Genomic DNA, 16,133 nt, shown 5'->3' with positions numbered 1-16,133 from the left:
TTATGGTCCGGTGGTGGACCTGCCCGTGATGCCGCCGGTGAAGCCGATGCTCGCGAAGTCCGTGCCCGGGCTGCCGCGCGGGGACGGGCTCGCCTACGAGCCCAAGTGGGACGGTTTCCGCTGCGTCGTGTTCCGCGACGGCGACGAGGTCGAGCTGGGCTCGCGCAACGACAAGCCGCTCACCCGCTACTTCCCCGAGGTCGTCGAGCTGCTGAAGCGGGCGCTGCCGCCGCGGTGCGTGGTGGACGGCGAGATCGTGCTGGTCACACCGGACGGGCTGAGCTTCGACACGTTGCAGCTGCGGCTGCACCCCGCCGCCTCGCGGGTCCGCAAGCTGTCCGTCGAGACGCCCGCGAGCTTCGTCGCGTTCGACCTGCTGGCCCTCGGCGACGACGACCTGACAGGACGGCCGCTGGGCGAGCGGCGCGCGGAGCTGGAGAAGGTCGTCACCGAGGTCCCCGGCTGCTACCTGACACCGTCCACGACGGACCCGGAGGTCGCGCAGGACTGGTTCACCCGGTTCGAGGGCGCCGGGTTCGACGGTGTCGTGGTCAAGGCCCTGGACGGCGTCTACGAGCCGGACAAGCGGGTGATGTTCAAGGTCAAGCACGAGCGGACGGCCGACTGCGTGGTGGCGGGCTACCGGCTGCACAAGGACGGCGAGACCGTCGGGTCGCTCGTGCTCGGGCTCTACCAGGACGGCGAGCTGCGCAACGTGGGCGTGGCGAGCAGCTTCACCGCGGCCAGGCGGCGGGAGCTGCTCGACGAGCTGGCGCCGCTGCTCGGGCCTGCCGGGCACCCGTGGGCGGAGTGGGCGACCTACGAGGGTCCCGGCATGAACAGCCGCTGGAACCCCGGCAAGCAGCTGCAGGTCGTGCTGCTGGAGCCGTCCCGGGTGGCCGAGGTGCGGTACGAGCACGTGCAGGGCGGCCGGTTCCGGCACACCGCGCGGCTGGTGCGGTTCCGTCCGGACAAGGACCCGCGCGACTGCACGTTCGAGCAGCTGGAGGAGGTGCCGCCGGCCGAGCTGGACGCGCTGTTCGGCGAGGCGGAGCGGCGCCGGACAATCGAACCGTGAAGGTGATCAGGCGGAACGGCACGCACGAGATCGAGATCCAGCGGTCGCGGTTCCTGTGCCACGTCGAGCGCGTCGCCACCGAGCAGGAGGCGGCGGAGTTCTTCGCGCGGATCCGCAAGGAGCACTGGCAGGCCACGCACAACTGCACGGCGTTCCGCACCCGCGACACCCAGCGCTCCTCCGACGACGGCGAGCCCGCGGGCACCGCCGGGGTGCCGATGCTGGAGGTCCTCACGCGCCGCGACCTCGTCGACACCGCCGTGGTCGTGACCCGCTACTTCGGCGGGGTGAAGCTCGGCGCAGGCGGCCTCGTCCGCGCGTACGGGCGGGCGGTGTCGGAGGCGGTCGACGCGCTGGGCACGCTCACGCGGGAACGCCACGAGACGCTGCTGCTGGCCGTCGACCACGACCAGGCGGGCAAGCTGGAGAACGCGCTGCGCGCCGCCGGGTACCACGTGGCGGACGCCGAGTACGGGCACGACGTCACGTTCACCGTGCACACCAGGGAGCCGGAGGCGTTCGAGGTGTGGCTCGCCGCGCAGACCGGCGGCTCGGTCGAGGCGATCCGCGGCGAACCCGTCGACCTCGACCTCTGACCCTCCCGCGCGGGGGTCAGCGGGAGAACAGCGCGTCCAGCGCGGCCTGGCTCTCGTCGTCGGCGGCCCGGTGGACCACCAGGAACTGGCCCGGCTCGACGCGGTCAGCGCGATCGACCTCGGCTACCCGCACACCCTGCTGTCCGGTGGCGGTGATGAAGGCCGGCCTGAAGATCCAGGGGCGCTGAGAACGGCTGTGGCGCGCTTCCCCTGCGAGGGAAAGCGCGCCACAGGTTCACCGCGGGGTGTTACGTGCAGGGCAAGGCGTCCGGGTCGTCACCCGCCTGGGGCACCCACCGGATGTTCGCGAACGACGCCTGGAACGCGCCGTCGGTGTAGACCAGGAACGGCGTGTTGACGTTCTCCAGGTCGAGCCCCTTGCCTTCGAAGCAGGAGACCGGGATCTTGATGGTCGCCTTCTGGCCGGCGGGCAGGTCGCGGAACACCTGCGTGGCGTCGAACTCGGCCAGGCACGGGTACACGCAGTGCGAGCTGATGACCGTGCGGTTCACCGGTGCCGAGTGCACGATCACGTCGAACTGCACGGCGCCGTTGGCGTTGCCGTACCCGCGCAGGTCGGCGACCTCCGGGCTCTGCAGGTACACCTGTCCGGGCCCGGTGCCGGTCCACGTCGTCTTGAGCGCGTCCTGCTGGACGTTGACATCGGACTGCACGACGTTGATCTCGGCGTGCGCGGCCTGGCCGTCCGGGCCGATCTCGGTGCCGCCCCAGTTCTCGGGAGAACCGATCAGGCTCTTGTACGGCGCGATGTCCGTGCGGTTGAAGATCTCCAGGTCCTCGGTCGCGGTGCCACCGCCGCCACCGGTGCACTGCGCGCCGGGGCTGGTCTCGTCGAGCCTGCCGACGTTGCCCGTCTGCCAGTCGCGCAGGCCGTAGCCGAGCTTGAACAGCGGCTTCTTGGCGGGCTCACCGGGCAGCGCGGGGCACGCCTCGCCCGGCCACGAGTAGGACAGCGTGCCGCTGAACCCGTTGTGCTTGCCCTGGATCAGCAGGTCGGCGATGCCCTGGCCCTCGGTGCCCGGCAGCCAGGCGGCGACGAACGCGTCGGAGCGGTTGAGCTCCTTGTTCATGTACAGCGCACGGCCGCCGACGTAGACGGTGATGACCGGCTTGCCCTTGCCGGACACCTTGTCCAGCACGGCGAGGTCCTGCGGGTGCAGGCGCGCGGCCTCGAACGACCGCTTGCCCAGGTCACCGACGCCCTCCGCGTACGGCGTCTCGCCGATCACGGCGATGACCGCGTCGAACTTCGACGGGTCGACACCGTCCGCGGTCTCGGCGAACGTGACGTTCTTGGTGCCGAGGGTGTCCTGGATGCCCTTGAGGATGCTGGTGGCGTTCGGGAAGTCGTCGTTGGTGTTGCCGGTGCCCTGCCACGACAGCGTCCAGCCGCCCGTCTGGTTCGAGATGTTGTCCGCGCTCTTGCCGACGACGAGGACCTTGCTGCGCTTGGAGATCGGCAGCACGCGGCGGTCGTTCTTCAGCAGCACGGCGGACTCCCGCACGGCCTCGCGAGCGAGCTCCTTGTGCTGCAACGCCTTCTGCTTGCCAGCGTGGTCGCGCTTCGACGGCTTCGGCGCGTCGAACGTCCCGGCGCGCAGCTTGACGCGCAGGATGCGGGTCACCGCGTCGTCGATGCGGGCCATCGGGATCTCACCGGACTGGACCTGGGCGATCGTGTTGGCGATGAACGCCTTCCAGTCGGACGGGACCATGATGACGTCCATGCCCGCGTTGATCGCCTGCGGGCAGCTGGCGTTGGTGCAGCCGGTGACCTGCCCGATGCCGTTCCAGTCGGAGACGAGCAGGCCGTCGAAACCCATCTTCTCCTTGAGGATGCCGGTCTGCACGTACTTGCTGCCGTGCACCTTGCCCTCGTCGATGACGTCGTTCGCCCAGCTGTTGAACGAGATCATCACGGTCTGCGCACCCGCGGCCAAGGCACCGTAGTACCCCTGACCGTGAATGTTGATCATGTCCTTCTCGGAGGCGGCCGTGACACCCTGGTCCTTGCCGCCGGTCGTGCCGCCGTCACCGATGAAGTGCTTGGCGGTGGCGATCACGCCGTCCTCGCCGATGCGCTTCTTCGCGTTGTCCTGCAACCCCTTGACGGCCTCGAACCCGTAGGCGCGGGTGATCCGCGGGTCCTCGGAGTAGCCCTCGTAGGTCCGGCCCCACCGGTCGTCCTGCACGACGGCGAGCGTCGGCGCGAACGCCCAGTCCTGCCCGGTCGCGCGGATCTGCTCGGCGGTGGCCTCGTGGATGTCCCTGACCAGGCACGGGTCGTGCGCGGCGCCGAGCCCGATGTTGTGCGGGAACACCGTCGCACCGAACACGTTGTTGTTGCCGTGCACCGCGTCGATGCCCCAGATGACGGGGATCTTGGTGCGCGTGGCCTTCGACGCCTCCCAGTAGGCGTCGGCGAGCGCCAGCCAGTCCTGCGGGGTGGCGCGCTTGTTGTTGCCGGGCCAGCTGCCACCCCCGTTCAGCACCGACCCGAACCCGTAGGTCGTGACGTCCGCGGGGGTGATCTGGCCGATCTCCGGCTGCGTCATCTGGCCGACCTTCTCGGCCAGCGTCATGTCCTTCAGGATCGCCTTGATCCTGGCCTCGTCCTTGCGGTCGCCGTCCAGCTGGCTGTCGACCTTCGGCCAGTCCTTCAGCGTCGGCAGGGACTTCTCTATTCGGGCACACCCGTGCTCGGTCTTCGGCTGCCCGATCACCGTCTGCTCCGGTCCGTGCCGTTGCGCCTCCTGGGCGACAGCGGCGGGGGTTGCGCCGGCGGCGAGCGTCAGCCCCAGCACTGCGGCGAGAGAGCTTCTCCAATGCATGACGCGATCCTCAACGGCGTGTTACGTCCGCGTCAATGGGAACGCTCTCATGACTTTGTTCCGGAATGTTCGGGACGAAGGGCTCTTGCCGGGCTCGGGGTGGGGGTGGGACCGGGCTGGTGAGTTGGTCCTCTGGAGGGAAAGCGAAAGCCCCGGTCCCTGCGGGACCGGGGCCGTGCGTCGGGCGTGGGGGTCAGGCGGTCAGGGCGCGGACGCGGCGCAGGACCTCGTCGGTGCCCAGCGTGCGGGCCACGGCGTGCAGGTCGGGGCTGGCCTTCGAGCCCGTCAGGGCCACGCGGATCAGCTGGGCCGCCTCGCGGATGGAGCCGGGGTAGGCGTCCGGGTTCTTCTTCAGCTCCTTGGGGTTCGGGGCGAAGCCGTGCTTCGTCGCGAGCTCGCGGATCTGGTTGAACCACTCCTTGCCGTCTTCGAGGTCGGCGTAGCCGTCGGCGAAGTCGGCGGCGAACGCGGCGATCAGTTCGGGAGCCAGGCCGCCGAGACGTTCGTCGGTGCGGTCGGTCACCAGCTCGAAGAGGGACGGGAAGAAGAAGCCGTAGGCCGGGCGGAAGTCGGACCACTTGCGGAGGTCCTTGCGCGGGTTGGCCACCTCGGGGCCCCGTTCCACCTGGAGGGCGGCGAGGGCGATGTCGCGTTCCTCGGACAGGAGGGTGACCAGGGGCTGGTCGTAGGTCTGCGCCCAGTCCGAGATGCGGGAGATGATCTCCTCGCCGGAGAGGGTGGCCACGTAGTCGGCGCAGATGTCGTCGAGCTTCACGAGGTCGACCAGCGGGCCCGCCACGCCGCACTCGGCGAGGGAGATCGGGGCCTGCAGGGCCTCGGTGAGGGGAAGCTCGGCCAGGCGGGCGTTCACGAGGCCGCGCAGGTAGTACTGGACGGCCTCGGCCGGGAAGCCCGCCTCGATGAAGTACTCGACGGACGCCTCGGGGTCCTTGCGCTTCGACAGCTTGCGGCGGGAGCCGCCCTGCTGCTTCATCAGCGGGGCGATGTGGGCGTACTCGACGCGGTCGAAGCCGAGGGCGTCGAACAGCTGGAGGTGGGTCGGGACGGAGGAGATCCACTCCTCGCCGCGAACCACCAGGTTCACGCGCATCAGGTGGTCGTCGACGGCGTGGGCGAAGTGGTACGTGGGCAGGCGCGGGGACTGGTCGGACGCCTTGAGGATGACGACGTCGTTGCGGTTGGCCTCGTGCTCCAGGTCGCCGCGGATCGCGTCGGTGAACCTGGTGCGCTCGCCCGCCTTGCCCGGCGAGCGGAAGCGGACGACGTACGGGCGGCCGGCGTCCAGGGCCTCCTGGACCTCCTCGGCGGTCTTGTCGCGCCAGATGGCCCAGCGGCCGTAGTAGCCGGTGGGGAGCTTGGTCGCCTGCTGGCGCGCGGTGATGTCCGCCAGCTCGTCCTTCGTGGCGAAGCAGAGGTACGCCTTGCCCTCGCGCAGCAGCTCGCGCACGTAGGTCAGGTAGACCTGCTCGCGCTTCGACTGGTGGTACGGGCCGTAGGAGCCCGCCTCATCGGCCTCGTCGGGCTCGATGCCGAAGTACTTGAACGCCCTGGTGAACTGCTCGACGGCGCCGGGCACCTCGCGGGCCTGGTCGGTGTCCTCGACGCGCACGATGTACGAACCACCCGACTGGGTGGCGAGGTCGCGGTCGATCAGGCCGACGTACAGGCCGCCGATGTGCAGGAAGCCGGTCGGCGACGGGCCCAGACGGGTGACCTTCGCCTCCTCGCCCAGGCCGCGCGGCGGGTACTGCTCCTCCCAGAACGACGGCTCGGGCAGGTCCGAGGGGAACAGGGCGTCGACGACGGCACGGTCGAGCATCGCTGATGGTCTCCAAAACCGGGGAAAGAAAGTCCTCCCAGGTTATCAACGCACCCCCTCGGGGAACGCCCTGGGCATGAAGGCAGTCACTTGGCACGGCAAACGCGACGTCCGGGTCGACACGGTCCCCGACCCGGTCCTCAAGGACCCCGACGACGTCATCGTGAAGATCACGTCCAGCGGCATCTGCGGTTCGGACCTGCACCTCTACGAGGTGCTCGGGCCGTTCCTCACCGAGGGCGACGTCCTCGGGCACGAGCCCATGGGCATCGTCGAGGAGGTCGGGCCGCAGGTCACCGCCCTCAAGCCCGGCGACAGGGTGGTGATCCCGTTCAACGTCTCCTGCAACCACTGCTTCATGTGCGAGCAGGGCCTGCAGAGCCAGTGCGAGACCACCCAGGTCCACGAGCACGGGTCGGGCGCGTCGCTGTTCGGGTACACGAAGCTCTACGGCCAGGTGCCCGGCGGGCAGGCCGAGTACCTGCGGGTCCCGTTCGGCAACTCGCTGCCGATCAAGGTGCCGGAGGGTCCCGCTGACGACAGGTTCGTCTACCTGAGCGACGTGCTGCCGACCGCGTGGCAGGCCGTCGAGTACGCGGACGTGAAGGCGGACCAGACGGTCGCGGTGCTCGGGCTCGGGCCCATCGGCGACATGGCGTGCCGGGTGGCCCAGCAGAAGAACGCGCGGGTCATCGGCATCGACCTCGTCCCGGAGCGGCTCGCCCGCGCCAAGGCGCGCGGGGTCGAGACGATCGACCTGCGCGACGCGGGCAAGCGACTGACCGAGGTCGTGCGGGACCTCACGGGCGGGCGCGGGCCGGACGCGGTGATCGACGCGGTCGGCATGGAGGCGCACGGCGCACCGGTCGGCAAGATCGCCCAGCAGATGACAGGGCTGCTGCCGGACGCGGTGGCGCAGAAGTTCATGAAGGAGGCCGGCGTCGACCGGCTCAAGGCCCTCTACAGCGCGATCGACCTGGTGCGCAGGGGCGGCACGATCTCGATCGTGGGCGTCTACGGCGGCATGGCGGACCCGCTGCCGATGCTGACCATGTTCGACAAGCAGATCCAGCTGCGGATGGGTCAGGCGAACGTGTGGCGCTGGGTCCCGGAGATCCTGCCGCTGCTCACCGACGACGACCCGCTGGGCGTCGACGACTTCGCCACGCACCGGCTGCCGCTCGACGCCGCGCCCGGAGCGTACGAGACGTTCCAGAAGAAGGCGGACGGCATGGTCAAAGTGCTGCTCAATCCTTGATCGGCCTATCCTGCCGGGCATGGCCAAGTACCTCGACGTCCATCCGGTCAACCCGCAGAAGCGCGCCATCGACCAGGCGGTGCGCATCCTGCAGGAGGACGGCCTGATCGCGTACCCGACCGACTCCTGCTACGCGCTCGGCTGCCGCCTGGGCAACAAGGACGGCATCGACAGGATCCGGGAGATCCGCAAGCTCAACGACAAGCACCACTTCACCCTGATGTGTGAGAACTTCGCCCAGCTGGGCCAGTTCGTGGTCGTCGACAACGCGGTGTTCCGTGCGGTCAAAGCCTCCACGCCGGGCGGGTACACGTTCATCCTGCCCGCCACGAAGGAGGTGCCGCGCCGGATGATGCACGCGAAGAAGAAGACGGTCGGCGCGCGCATCCCAGACCACGTGGTGACGCAGGCGTTGCTGCAGGCGATGGGCGAGCCGCTGCTCACGTCGACGCTGCTGCTGCCGGACGAGGAGGAGCCGCTGGTCGACGGCTGGGAGATCAAGGACCGGCTGGACCACGTGGTGGACGCGGTGATCGACTCGGGCGAGTGCGGCACCACGCCCACCACGGTGGTGGACTTCTCCGGCGGGGAGGCCGAGATCGTCCGCTACGGCGCGGGCGACCCGACCCGGTTCGAGTGACGGTGACGGGAACGCGGGGGCCCTGCGTTTCCTCGGAGGGAACGCGGGGCCCCCGCGTTCCTCACGACACGACCAAGGCGTAGTCGGCGTCGGTCGCGGAGGTCTCCACGTGGCCGTCGACGTTGACGGCGGTCGCGATCACCTCGATGGTCCAGGTGCCCGCGGCGGCCGTCTGGATCAGCACGTTCTCCACGGTGTCGACGGTGTTGGCGCTGCCGCCGGAGGTCGACCAGTTGCCCGCGAGCAGGCCGTTGTTGCCCCAGTAGACGGTGCCGTCGGGGGCGGTGACCTTCAGCGTGAGGTCGTTGACGAGTGCCTTGAGGGCGTTCGGCGAGCCGGCCGGGTCGGTGTAGGCGAGCGTCGCGCGCAGCGGCTGCTTGCCGTCGGCGGTCACGGTGTACCTGCGGGTCTGGCCGGTGGTGACGAGGTCGGTCTCGTTCACCAGGACGGGCAGCTTCCAGCCGCCCGCCTTGGCGCGGTCGTACAGGTTGCGCACGGACGCGGTGCCCCAGCCCTGGTGCGTGCGGGTCTGGTCGTGGCCGGTGCCGAGGAACGGGTGCTGGTCGGCGGTGTTGATCAGCAGTGCCTTCGCGGTGGCCGCGTGCGGGCGGGACGCGAAGACGTCGCGGTTCTTGCCGGGACCGCCGTCGAACACGCCGTCGGCCCACATCTGGAACAGCAGGCCCGCGTTGCCGCAGGTGATCGGCGTGGCGCCGGAGGTACCGCCGAACGAGGTCGTGTAGGACGTGTTGCTGCTGGACGACGTGGTGTCGATGCGGTCGTAGAAGTTCGACAGCTCCGGCTTGATGCGGCCGTCGGCGGCGGGCCCGATCGACGCCCCGCCGTTCCACTTGTCGTCGGTGCGGTCGGCCGTGTTGTAGTGGTAGTGGCCGCCGACGGACAGCACGTTCTTCGCCCACGCCTGCGGGCGGGAGCTGCGGGTGCCCGCGTTGCTCTGCGACTGGCAGATCAGCAGGTCGGTGTCGAACACGATGCGGTCCATCTCCTGCGAGACGGAGGTGTAGGACGTGGTGAGCGCGGAGCCCCAGCTGTTGGACTGGAAGACCGCGCGGTAGCGCCCTGCCGGGTCGACGAGCTCCTTGGCGAGGGCGTAGCGGTCTCCGGTCTGGTAGACGGCGGTGATGCCCTGGCCCTCGGGCAGCAGGCCGGTGTGCGCGGCGGAGACGCCGGAGGCGAAGATCTGGCCGTAGGTCGAGGTGCCGTGCGAGGTGCTCGTCGAGTTCGCGGTGTGCTGGAGCGCGGGCCTGGCCTGGAACTCCTGGTGCGTCAGGCGGAAACCGCCGTCCATGACCTCGCCGCGCACGCCCTGGCCGCGGTAGCCGCCGACGGCCTCGACGTAGTTGGCGCCGGACGACTCGCGGGAGATCGCCATGTCGGTCTCCGGCTCCGACATGGGGTCGATGGCGAGCACGGCGGGCAGCTCGGCGAGCCGCGCGGCCTGGCCGGGGTCGAGGACGGCCAGGATGTGCTCGCGGCTCGCGGAGACGACGGTGACCTCGCCGCCGAGCGACCGCACCTCGGCGGCGACGGCCTGCTGGTCGCGCGCGTCCTGCTCGACCAGCGTCACCAGGTAGGTCGCCGTGCCGCCGAGCGCGGCGACCTTCGGCTGCGCCCGGAAGGGACGCACGTCCCGCACGTAGCTCAGCCGGGAGACGCGGGCCGTGCTCGTCATGCGGGCGACGTAGGTGCCGTCCTGGACGAACGCGCCGAGGCGCACCCCGAGGCCCTGCAGCTGGTGGCGCTGGGCGTCGGACAGGGTGGTGCGGAACTGGAGCAGGTAAGCGCTCTCCGCCGGGGCGGCGACGGCGGGGACGGCGCTGACCAACGCGAACGCGGATAATGCCGAGACGAGTGTGCGCAGCAAGGAAACCTCCATCGGCAGGGGTGGCGAGTGACCGGAGGGCGTCACTGCCCGTGATCAGCACGTTACCGTCAACCACCAGAGGCGGTCACCGCTCGATCGGCGGTGGTCACCACGTGGGCGCGAGGGCTGCCCGATCGGACACGCGCATTCCTTTCACCCGGATGGTGCATCCGGAGTAACGTCCGGTCAGGTATGCCCGACATGATCCGGGAATCAATTCCGCGCGGAGGACGGATGCCTGTGTCTCCTGAGCAGCTGATGGAAGAACTGCGCACGTTGTGCCGCGGGCGCGGTGTCCAGACGCCGGGTATCGACCTGCACGTCGGTCCCGCGCTGCGCCAGGTCTGCGGCCTCGTGGAGTCCGACGGCGCGGAAGCGGTGAGAACGAAACTGCAGGGCTGGGTCACGAACGCGGTGCGCGGTTTCCCGGTGGAGGTCCGCAACGCCGTTCTCGCGCCGCTCGGGCTGCACGAGGAAGCGCAGTTCCGGTTCCTCAACGAACGCATCGAATGGCTCGCGCGGCAGCAGGACCGCGGTGCGCGCACGGTGCGCAGGAGGATGGACGCCGGACTGCAGCGCCTCGTCGAGGTGGCGCTGCAGCCGGCGGGTTCGACGACGCACGTGGCGCCGTCGGAACTGTGGCACGTCAAGGAGTTCGACGCGCTGTTGAAGCTGGACGGTCCGACGCCCGCGTGCACGGAGCGCCGGACCGTGGTGGCCGACACCGACGGTGTCAACGAGATCGCGTGGTCCATCACGATCCCCTCCCCCACGCCCGATGGTGCTCCAGGGGATCTGGACGTGGAGGTGTTGCACGGGGTCGAGCTCATCGGCCACGAACGTCCGTCCCCGCGGCGCATCCTGATGAAGCTGCGGTTGCCCCGACCCCTCGACGCAGGACAAACGCACCAGTTCGCACTCGAGGTGCGGGTACCGCGGGGACAGTCGATGCGTCCGACCTACGTGTTCTGGCCGGAGCGGATGTGCGAGTCGTTCCGGTTGCGGGTCCGCTTCGACCGGGACGACCTGCCGGAGGCGGTGTGGCGCGTGGAGGAAGCCCTGGCGCGCGACACCGACGACCTGACGCCCTGGCCGAAGTCGCTGCCCGTCGACGAGATCGGCGAGATCGACGTCTCGTTCCCGCATCCTCGTCAGGGCCGCGGCTACGGCGTGCAGTGGACGCCACGCGGCTGACCTCGCAAGGTCAGTGGTGCTCGGATCAGAAGTTCTCGCAGAAGTGCGGTTCCACGGCTGACACCTCCCTCGATGTTTCAGGGAGAACCGCGGCCCGAAAGCGTCAGACCACCGAGACCATGAAGAAACTGCCGATCACGAAACCCACGAAGAGGCAGATCGCGGCAACTTTCACGACCGTGGTGAGTGAGCAGATCATTCTCATCGAGAAATTCACCTTCTCATTCTGACTGGCTTTCGGCCCGAAGTTCTCGCCGATGCACCAAGAGTGGCTTTCCGCCGGTCGAATGAGAACGGGTTTCCTGTTTCATGCTGAATGAGGAAACCCGGTGGACGCGCTATTTCCCGGTGGTGCGGCGCAGCGCCATCACGAGCAGCGCGTGCGAGCTGCCGGCGTGCGGCAGCATGCCTTGGCGGACGAGGTCGAGCGCGCGGCGGAACGGCATCGTCCGCACGCACAGGTCGGCTTCCCCCGGCTCCAGCGACGCCTCGCCCTGGGTGAGCCCGGTGGCGAGGAAGATGTGGTCGACGTGGTTGCTGAGGCTGTCCGCGCCGTGGATGCGGCCGAGCGGCTCCCACGTCGACGCGCGCAGCCCCGTCTCCTCCGCGAGCTCGCGGCGGGCCGCGGCCAGCGGGTCGGCGTCCGTGTCGTCGACGGCGCCGCCGGGCAGCCGCCACTCGGTGCCGCCGTGCGTGTAGATCCACTGCCGGGTCAGGACGACCTGGTCGTCGTCCTGGATCGCGAGAACCGTGACCGACGCCGGCGCCACGACGTGGGTGTAGGTGCCGTGCCCGCCGTCCGGCCTGACGACGTCGTCCGCGCGCACCTCGAACCACGGGGACCGGTGCACCACGTTGGTCGTCAAGCGCTGCCAGACCATCACCACACCAGCCGCCTCGTCGAACCGCGTCATCACCATGACTCACATGGAACCACCGCGAACCGGTTCACTTACTCCCAGTTGATCGTCAATGAATTGCCAATTCGTGGACATTCCGCATTTGCGCGTTTCCCCCCGTCCAGACTGCCGTGGAGGGGGTGAAGGCCGTTGTCGCCCACGTTCGCACAGGAGGTTCGCCGCCTGCGCAACGAGCGCGGGCTGTCACTCAAACAGATGACCGATCTGGTGCCGTACAGCAAGGGGCACCTCAGCAAGATCGAGAACGGTCAGGCTCCGCCGAACCCCGAAATGGCCAAGGTCCTCGACAGCGCGCTGCACGCGCAGGGCGCGCTGATCGAGCTGGCGGACGCCCCGGCGCGGCCGATTCCCAGTGACCACGCCGCGCTGCTCACCTACGACTCGATGTTCCACCACCACCGCGCGCTCGGTCACCGGCTGAGCCCCGAGGTGGTGCTGGTGAGCCTGCGCCCGCAGGTGGACGCGCTGAGCGACCTGGCGCGCTCGGCCCGCGACCCCGGCCTGAGCCGCGGGCTGTGGCTGATGGCGTCGCGGTTCGCCGAGTACGCGGGCTGGATGGAGCAGGAACGCGGGGACGACGCGTCCGCCGCCGAGCTGACCAGGCTCGCGGTGCAGTACGCCGCGAAGGGCGGCGACCTGGAGCTGGAGGCGTGGTCGCTGGTGCGCGCGGCGGAACTGGCGCTGTACAAGGGAGATGCCCGCCAGACGGTCGACTACGCCCGCCGTGCCGGGAAGTCCCGTTCCACGGCCGTGCAAGCCGTTGCGGCGCAACGGGAAGCGCAGGGCTACGCGCTGGCCGGCGCCGGGGTCCGCTGCGAGGAGGCGCTCGACCGGGCGGACGAGCTGCAGCGCACCGTCAGCGAGTCCCGCTACGGCACGACCAGTCTGGTGGACCAGGTGGCGGTGGTCCGCGCCTGGGCGTTCCACGACCTCGGCCGGCACGCGGAGGCCGCCGAGATCCTGGACGTCCAGGTGCCGCTGATCGCGCCCACCGCCCTGCGCGCCCGCACGCGGTTCGGCCTGCGCCGCGCGCTGGCCCACGCCGAGGCCGGCGAGGTCGGCCACGCGTGCGAGCTGGTCGCGGGAATGCTCGACGACATCCGGCAGGTGCAGTCCGCGACCGTGCACATCGACCTGACGGCGTTCAGCAAGCTGCTGTCGCGGCTGCGTCCCGCGGCGGGGCGCGAGGTCTCGGGCGAGATCAAGGAGATCCTGTTCGCCTGACCGGTCACCCGGCGGCCCTGCGGCCCTCCCGCTCCAGCGCGTCGGCCATCTCCAGCCACGCCTCCGCGCACCCGCGTGCCATCTCCGCGACGAGCTCCCGGCAGTGCGAGGGCATCCCGGCCACGATCGGGCGCCACTCCCCCGAGGTCACCGCGTGCGCCTCCAGCCAGCGCAGGGTCGCCCGCCCGTTCTCGGTGAACCGCAGCGACGGGTCGCGCCGCAGCACCGGCAGCGTCGCGCCCGGCACCCGCACCTCCGTCCGCGGATCGGGGACGACGGCCCGCTCCGCCGCCCGCATCCGCTCCGGCACGGGGTCGAGCCCGGCGCTCAGCCGGCGCCGCACGTCGCGGACGGTGCCCGGCGACACCCCGGCCAGCCGGGCGACGTCGCGCAGCGAGGCCCCCGGCCGTTCGGTGAGCAGCCTCCCCGCCGCCCGCCTGCCCGCGGCGGAGTTGACCGGGCGGATCTTGCCGTCCCTGCCGATCCGCACCGCGGCCTGGCCGCCGACCGCCCGTCGCAGCACGCCGACGGACTTCGCCGCGAGGCCCGTCGCCGCCGCGATGGCGCGGTCGGACCACTGCGGGTGCGAGCGCAGCAACCGGCGTGCCGCGGCCTCGCGGTCGGCGGTGGCCAGCGTCGGCAGGTTGAGCGACACGGACAGGGCGAACACGTCCTCGGCGGGTCCGTCGACGTACTCGGCCTCGACGGACCGGCACCCGCGCAGCAGGGCGGCCCGCACGCGGTGGGTGCCGTCGACGACCTTCATCGTCGGCCGGTGCACCACGATCGGTGGAAGCGGAGCGCCGGACGAAGCCAGTGCGCGGACGAACTCGTCGTCGCAGCCGCCGGACCTCGGTGAGTCCGCGGGGTGCAACGTGTGGATGTCGACGAGCATGCGAAACCAAGCCCCCCAGGCTGACCGTCCGCGGATCCCCCATTCGCCCGCGGTCGATCCCGGTAGGTTAGCGACCGGTCACCGAGAGCGCCACTCGATCGCGGGACACACGTCCATGACCATGCGCAGCCCGGCGTCCTTGGCGCGCCGGTACGCGTCGTCGTCGACCACGCCGAGCTGGAACCACACGGCCTTGGCGCCGATCGCGACGGCCTCGTCGGCGAACTGGCCCGCGTCCTCCGACCGGCGGAACACGTCGACGACGTCGACGGGGAACGGGATGTCCGCGAGCGTCCGGTAGCCCTGCTCGCCGTGCACGGTCTCGGCGGACGGGTGCACCGGCACGATCTTCTTGCCGCGCTGCTGAAGGAACCGGGCGACGCCGTGAGCCGCGCGGGACGGGTTGTCCGAGAGGCCGACGATGGCCCAGACCCGGGTGTTCTCGAGGATCCAGTCGACGTCTTCGCGCATACCTCCAAGCCTAACCTCGCCCCTGATTTGTGACGCCGCTCACATTGGGGCAGGGTCTGTCGAAAGCGCCACCAGCCGATCGACGCGTGGGTAGGAAGGCACCGGACAACCCCCAGCCAGAGGAGATCGAGATGCGGTTCATGGTCATCGTCAAGGCGAACGAGGACACCGAGAACGGCGTCATGCCGACGGCCGAGGAGCTCGCCGCGATGGGCGACTACAACGAGGAGCTCGTGAAGGCGGGCGTGATGCTCGCGGGCGACGGCCTCTACCCGAGCGCGAAGGGCGCGCGGGTCGCGTTCGACGGCAAGGGCGCGACGACGGTCACCGACGGCCCGTTCGCCGAGACCAAGGAGCTGATCGCGGGCTTCTGGATCTGGGAGCTGCCGTCGCTGCGGGACGCCGTGGAGTGGCTGAGGAAGGCGCCGTTCCAGTCGGGAGAGGTCGAGATCCGGCAGATCCACGGCCCCGAGGCGTTCGCGGACATCGCGACGCCGGAGACCGTGGCCCAGGAGGACCGCATGCGCGAGCAGCTCGCCTCGAAGAGCGGCCGGTGAGCCTCAGCGGCCGCGGCGGGTCTTCGCGCGCTTGGGCGGCGGCTTCTGCTGCCGCCGGGGCGCGGACGCCCGCGGCGGCTGCTTCGCGCGCGCCGGTTCGGCCTGCGGGCCGCGGGTGCTGTTGACCGTGCGGCCGCGGACGATGCCGATCATGTGCTCGACCAGCTCGGGGTTCTCGTCGCGGATCGGGAACGACAGCGCCACGCGCGACTGCGGCGCGTCCGCGAGCGGCGTGTAGGCGAGGTCCTTGCGGTGGTGCAGCCGGGCCAGCGACTGCGGCACGACCAGCAGCCCCACCCCGGCCGCGACGATCTCGACGGCGTCGGCGGTGGTCTCCGGCCGTTCGACCGGCGGCTGTCCCGGCACCGACTCCCACTCCAGGGTGTCGTCGAGCGGCTGCCACAGCACGTGCCCCGCCAGGTCCTCCAGGGACAGCTCGTCCGCGAAGTCGTGGTCCTTCGGGTGCACGACCACGGTCGTCTCGGTGTAGAGCGGGATGGCGTGCAGGTCCTCCCGGTCGCCGGGCAGCCGCAGCAGCGCGGCGTCGGCCTCACCCGACCGCACCTTCGCCGCGGCCTGGGCCGCGGGCACCTGCACCAGGGTCAGCGGGGTCTGCGGCAGGCGGTCCTGCCAGACCCGCGCCCACTTGCCCGGCGTCACGCCTGGGACGTACGCGAGCGTGAACGATCCGGTCACGTGCCGAGGCTACCGGACGAGCCCGTT

At 70.4% G+C, this 16,133-nt stretch carries 15 protein-coding genes; 8 read left to right on the top strand and 7 right to left on the bottom strand.

Annotated features, from left to right (window positions below):
• The first annotated feature begins 13 nt into the window (after nucleotides 1-13).
• Complete coding sequence (locus BLT23_RS13450) at nucleotides 14-1,078, top strand: ATP-dependent DNA ligase (protein ID WP_176946728.1); 1,065 nt, start codon at nucleotides 14-16, stop codon at nucleotides 1,076-1,078.
• Nucleotides 1,075-1,674: a YigZ family protein gene (locus tag BLT23_RS13445; protein WP_090048998.1), complete on the top strand. Its 600-nt coding sequence runs from the start codon at nucleotides 1,075-1,077 to the stop codon at nucleotides 1,672-1,674. Before BLT23_RS13450 ends, BLT23_RS13445 begins: the two co-directional genes overlap by 4 nt.
• A 248-nt stretch (nucleotides 1,675-1,922) precedes the next feature.
• Here the strand turns inward: BLT23_RS13445 and BLT23_RS13440 are convergent, their stop codons facing one another.
• Complete coding sequence (locus BLT23_RS13440) at nucleotides 1,923-4,526, bottom strand: glycoside hydrolase family 3 protein (RefSeq protein ID WP_090048996.1); 2,604 nt, start codon at nucleotides 4,524-4,526, stop codon at nucleotides 1,923-1,925.
• A gap of 193 nt (nucleotides 4,527-4,719) precedes the next feature.
• Entirely contained in the window at nucleotides 4,720-6,366 is a 1,647-nt protein-coding gene (locus BLT23_RS13435) for a glutamate--tRNA ligase (RefSeq protein WP_090048995.1), read from the bottom strand.
• 76 nt (nucleotides 6,367-6,442) lie between these two features.
• On the opposite strand from BLT23_RS13435, the gene BLT23_RS13430 reads away from it, so the two are divergent.
• Together BLT23_RS13430 and BLT23_RS13425 are read left to right on the top strand one after the other, a co-directional pair.
• Entirely contained in the window at nucleotides 6,443-7,624 is a 1,182-nt protein-coding gene (locus tag BLT23_RS13430) for a zinc-dependent alcohol dehydrogenase (RefSeq protein WP_090048993.1), read from the top strand.
• Nucleotides 7,625-7,643: 19 nt separating this feature from the next.
• Nucleotides 7,644-8,264, top strand: coding sequence for an L-threonylcarbamoyladenylate synthase (locus BLT23_RS13425; RefSeq protein WP_090048992.1), 621 nt, complete (start codon nucleotides 7,644-7,646; stop codon nucleotides 8,262-8,264).
• A gap of 61 nt (nucleotides 8,265-8,325) precedes the next feature.
• On the opposite strand, the gene BLT23_RS13420 is transcribed toward BLT23_RS13425, so the two are convergent.
• On the bottom strand, nucleotides 8,326-10,149 hold the full coding sequence (locus BLT23_RS13420) for a S8 family serine peptidase (protein WP_245743930.1): 1,824 nt from the start codon (nucleotides 10,147-10,149) through the stop codon (nucleotides 8,326-8,328).
• 234 nt (nucleotides 10,150-10,383) lie between these two features.
• Between BLT23_RS13420 and BLT23_RS13415 the strand changes: the two genes are divergently transcribed.
• Complete coding sequence (locus tag BLT23_RS13415; protein WP_143035925.1) at nucleotides 10,384-11,343, top strand: hypothetical protein; 960 nt, start codon at nucleotides 10,384-10,386, stop codon at nucleotides 11,341-11,343.
• The gene (locus BLT23_RS13410; protein WP_090048987.1) at nucleotides 11,325-11,573 is read left to right on the top strand and encodes a hypothetical protein; all 249 of its coding nucleotides are present in this window, start codon (nucleotides 11,325-11,327) and stop codon (nucleotides 11,571-11,573) included. The genes BLT23_RS13415 and BLT23_RS13410 overlap by 19 nt, the downstream gene beginning before the upstream one ends.
• Nucleotides 11,574-11,681: 108 nt before the next feature.
• On the opposite strand, the gene BLT23_RS13405 is transcribed toward BLT23_RS13410, so the two are convergent.
• Nucleotides 11,682-12,263 carry an NUDIX domain-containing protein gene (locus tag BLT23_RS13405; protein ID WP_245743929.1) on the bottom strand — a complete coding sequence of 194 codons (582 nt, stop codon included), beginning with the start codon at nucleotides 12,261-12,263 and terminating at the stop codon, nucleotides 11,682-11,684.
• A gap of 129 nt (nucleotides 12,264-12,392) precedes the next feature.
• On the opposite strand from BLT23_RS13405, the gene BLT23_RS13400 reads away from it, so the two are divergent.
• Nucleotides 12,393-13,487: a helix-turn-helix transcriptional regulator gene (locus BLT23_RS13400; RefSeq protein WP_090048986.1), complete on the top strand. Its 1,095-nt coding sequence runs from the start codon at nucleotides 12,393-12,395 to the stop codon at nucleotides 13,485-13,487.
• A gap of 4 nt (nucleotides 13,488-13,491) precedes the next feature.
• Here the strand turns inward: BLT23_RS13400 and BLT23_RS13395 are convergent, their stop codons facing one another.
• Together BLT23_RS13395 and BLT23_RS13390 are read right to left on the bottom strand one after the other, a co-directional pair.
• Nucleotides 13,492-14,382, bottom strand: coding sequence for a ParB/RepB/Spo0J family partition protein (locus tag BLT23_RS13395; protein ID WP_090048984.1), 891 nt, complete (start codon nucleotides 14,380-14,382; stop codon nucleotides 13,492-13,494).
• A 78-nt stretch (nucleotides 14,383-14,460) separates the two neighbouring features.
• A complete protein-coding gene (locus BLT23_RS13390; protein WP_090048982.1) occupies nucleotides 14,461-14,853 on the bottom strand; it encodes a CoA-binding protein in 393 nt (130 codons plus the stop codon).
• A gap of 131 nt (nucleotides 14,854-14,984) precedes the next feature.
• Here BLT23_RS13390 and BLT23_RS13385 point away from each other — a divergent pair, with 131 nt between their 5' ends.
• Nucleotides 14,985-15,410 (top strand): YciI family protein, encoded by a 426-nt coding sequence (locus BLT23_RS13385; RefSeq protein ID WP_090048980.1) that lies wholly within the window; start codon nucleotides 14,985-14,987, stop codon nucleotides 15,408-15,410.
• A 3-nt stretch (nucleotides 15,411-15,413) separates the two neighbouring features.
• On the opposite strand, the gene BLT23_RS13380 is transcribed toward BLT23_RS13385, so the two are convergent.
• A complete protein-coding gene (locus tag BLT23_RS13380; RefSeq protein WP_090048978.1) occupies nucleotides 15,414-16,106 on the bottom strand; it encodes a LysR family transcriptional regulator substrate-binding protein in 693 nt (230 codons plus the stop codon).
• Nucleotides 16,107-16,133: the final 27 nt, after the last annotated feature.

It is taken from the genome of Lentzea fradiae (assembly GCF_900100955.1).
GTDB lineage: Bacteria > Actinomycetota > Actinomycetes > Mycobacteriales > Pseudonocardiaceae > Lentzea > Lentzea fradiae.
Note: the sequence above shows the minus strand (reverse complement) of the source record. Positions and strands in the feature narration are given on the sequence as shown.

Excerpts from the sequence above, each read along its gene's own strand:
- BLT23_RS13415 (WP_143035925.1), top strand. The coding sequence starts at position 10,384 with ATGCCTGTGTCTCCTGAGCAGCTGATGGAAGAACTGCGCACGTTGTGC.
- BLT23_RS13390 (WP_090048982.1), bottom strand. The coding sequence starts at position 14,853 with ATGCGCGAAGACGTCGACTGGATCCTCGAGAACACCCGGGTCTGGGCC.
- BLT23_RS13395 (WP_090048984.1), bottom strand. The coding sequence starts at position 14,382 with ATGCTCGTCGACATCCACACGTTGCACCCCGCGGACTCACCGAGGTCC.
- BLT23_RS13430 (WP_090048993.1), top strand. The coding sequence starts at position 6,443 with ATGAAGGCAGTCACTTGGCACGGCAAACGCGACGTCCGGGTCGACACG.
- BLT23_RS13405 (WP_245743929.1), bottom strand. The coding sequence starts at position 12,263 with ATGGTGATGACGCGGTTCGACGAGGCGGCTGGTGTGGTGATGGTCTGG.
- BLT23_RS13425 (WP_090048992.1), top strand. The coding sequence starts at position 7,644 with ATGGCCAAGTACCTCGACGTCCATCCGGTCAACCCGCAGAAGCGCGCC.
- BLT23_RS13435 (WP_090048995.1), bottom strand. The coding sequence starts at position 6,366 with ATGCTCGACCGTGCCGTCGTCGACGCCCTGTTCCCCTCGGACCTGCCC.
- BLT23_RS13385 (WP_090048980.1), top strand. The coding sequence starts at position 14,985 with ATGCGGTTCATGGTCATCGTCAAGGCGAACGAGGACACCGAGAACGGC.
- BLT23_RS13440 (WP_090048996.1), bottom strand. The coding sequence starts at position 4,526 with ATGCATTGGAGAAGCTCTCTCGCCGCAGTGCTGGGGCTGACGCTCGCC.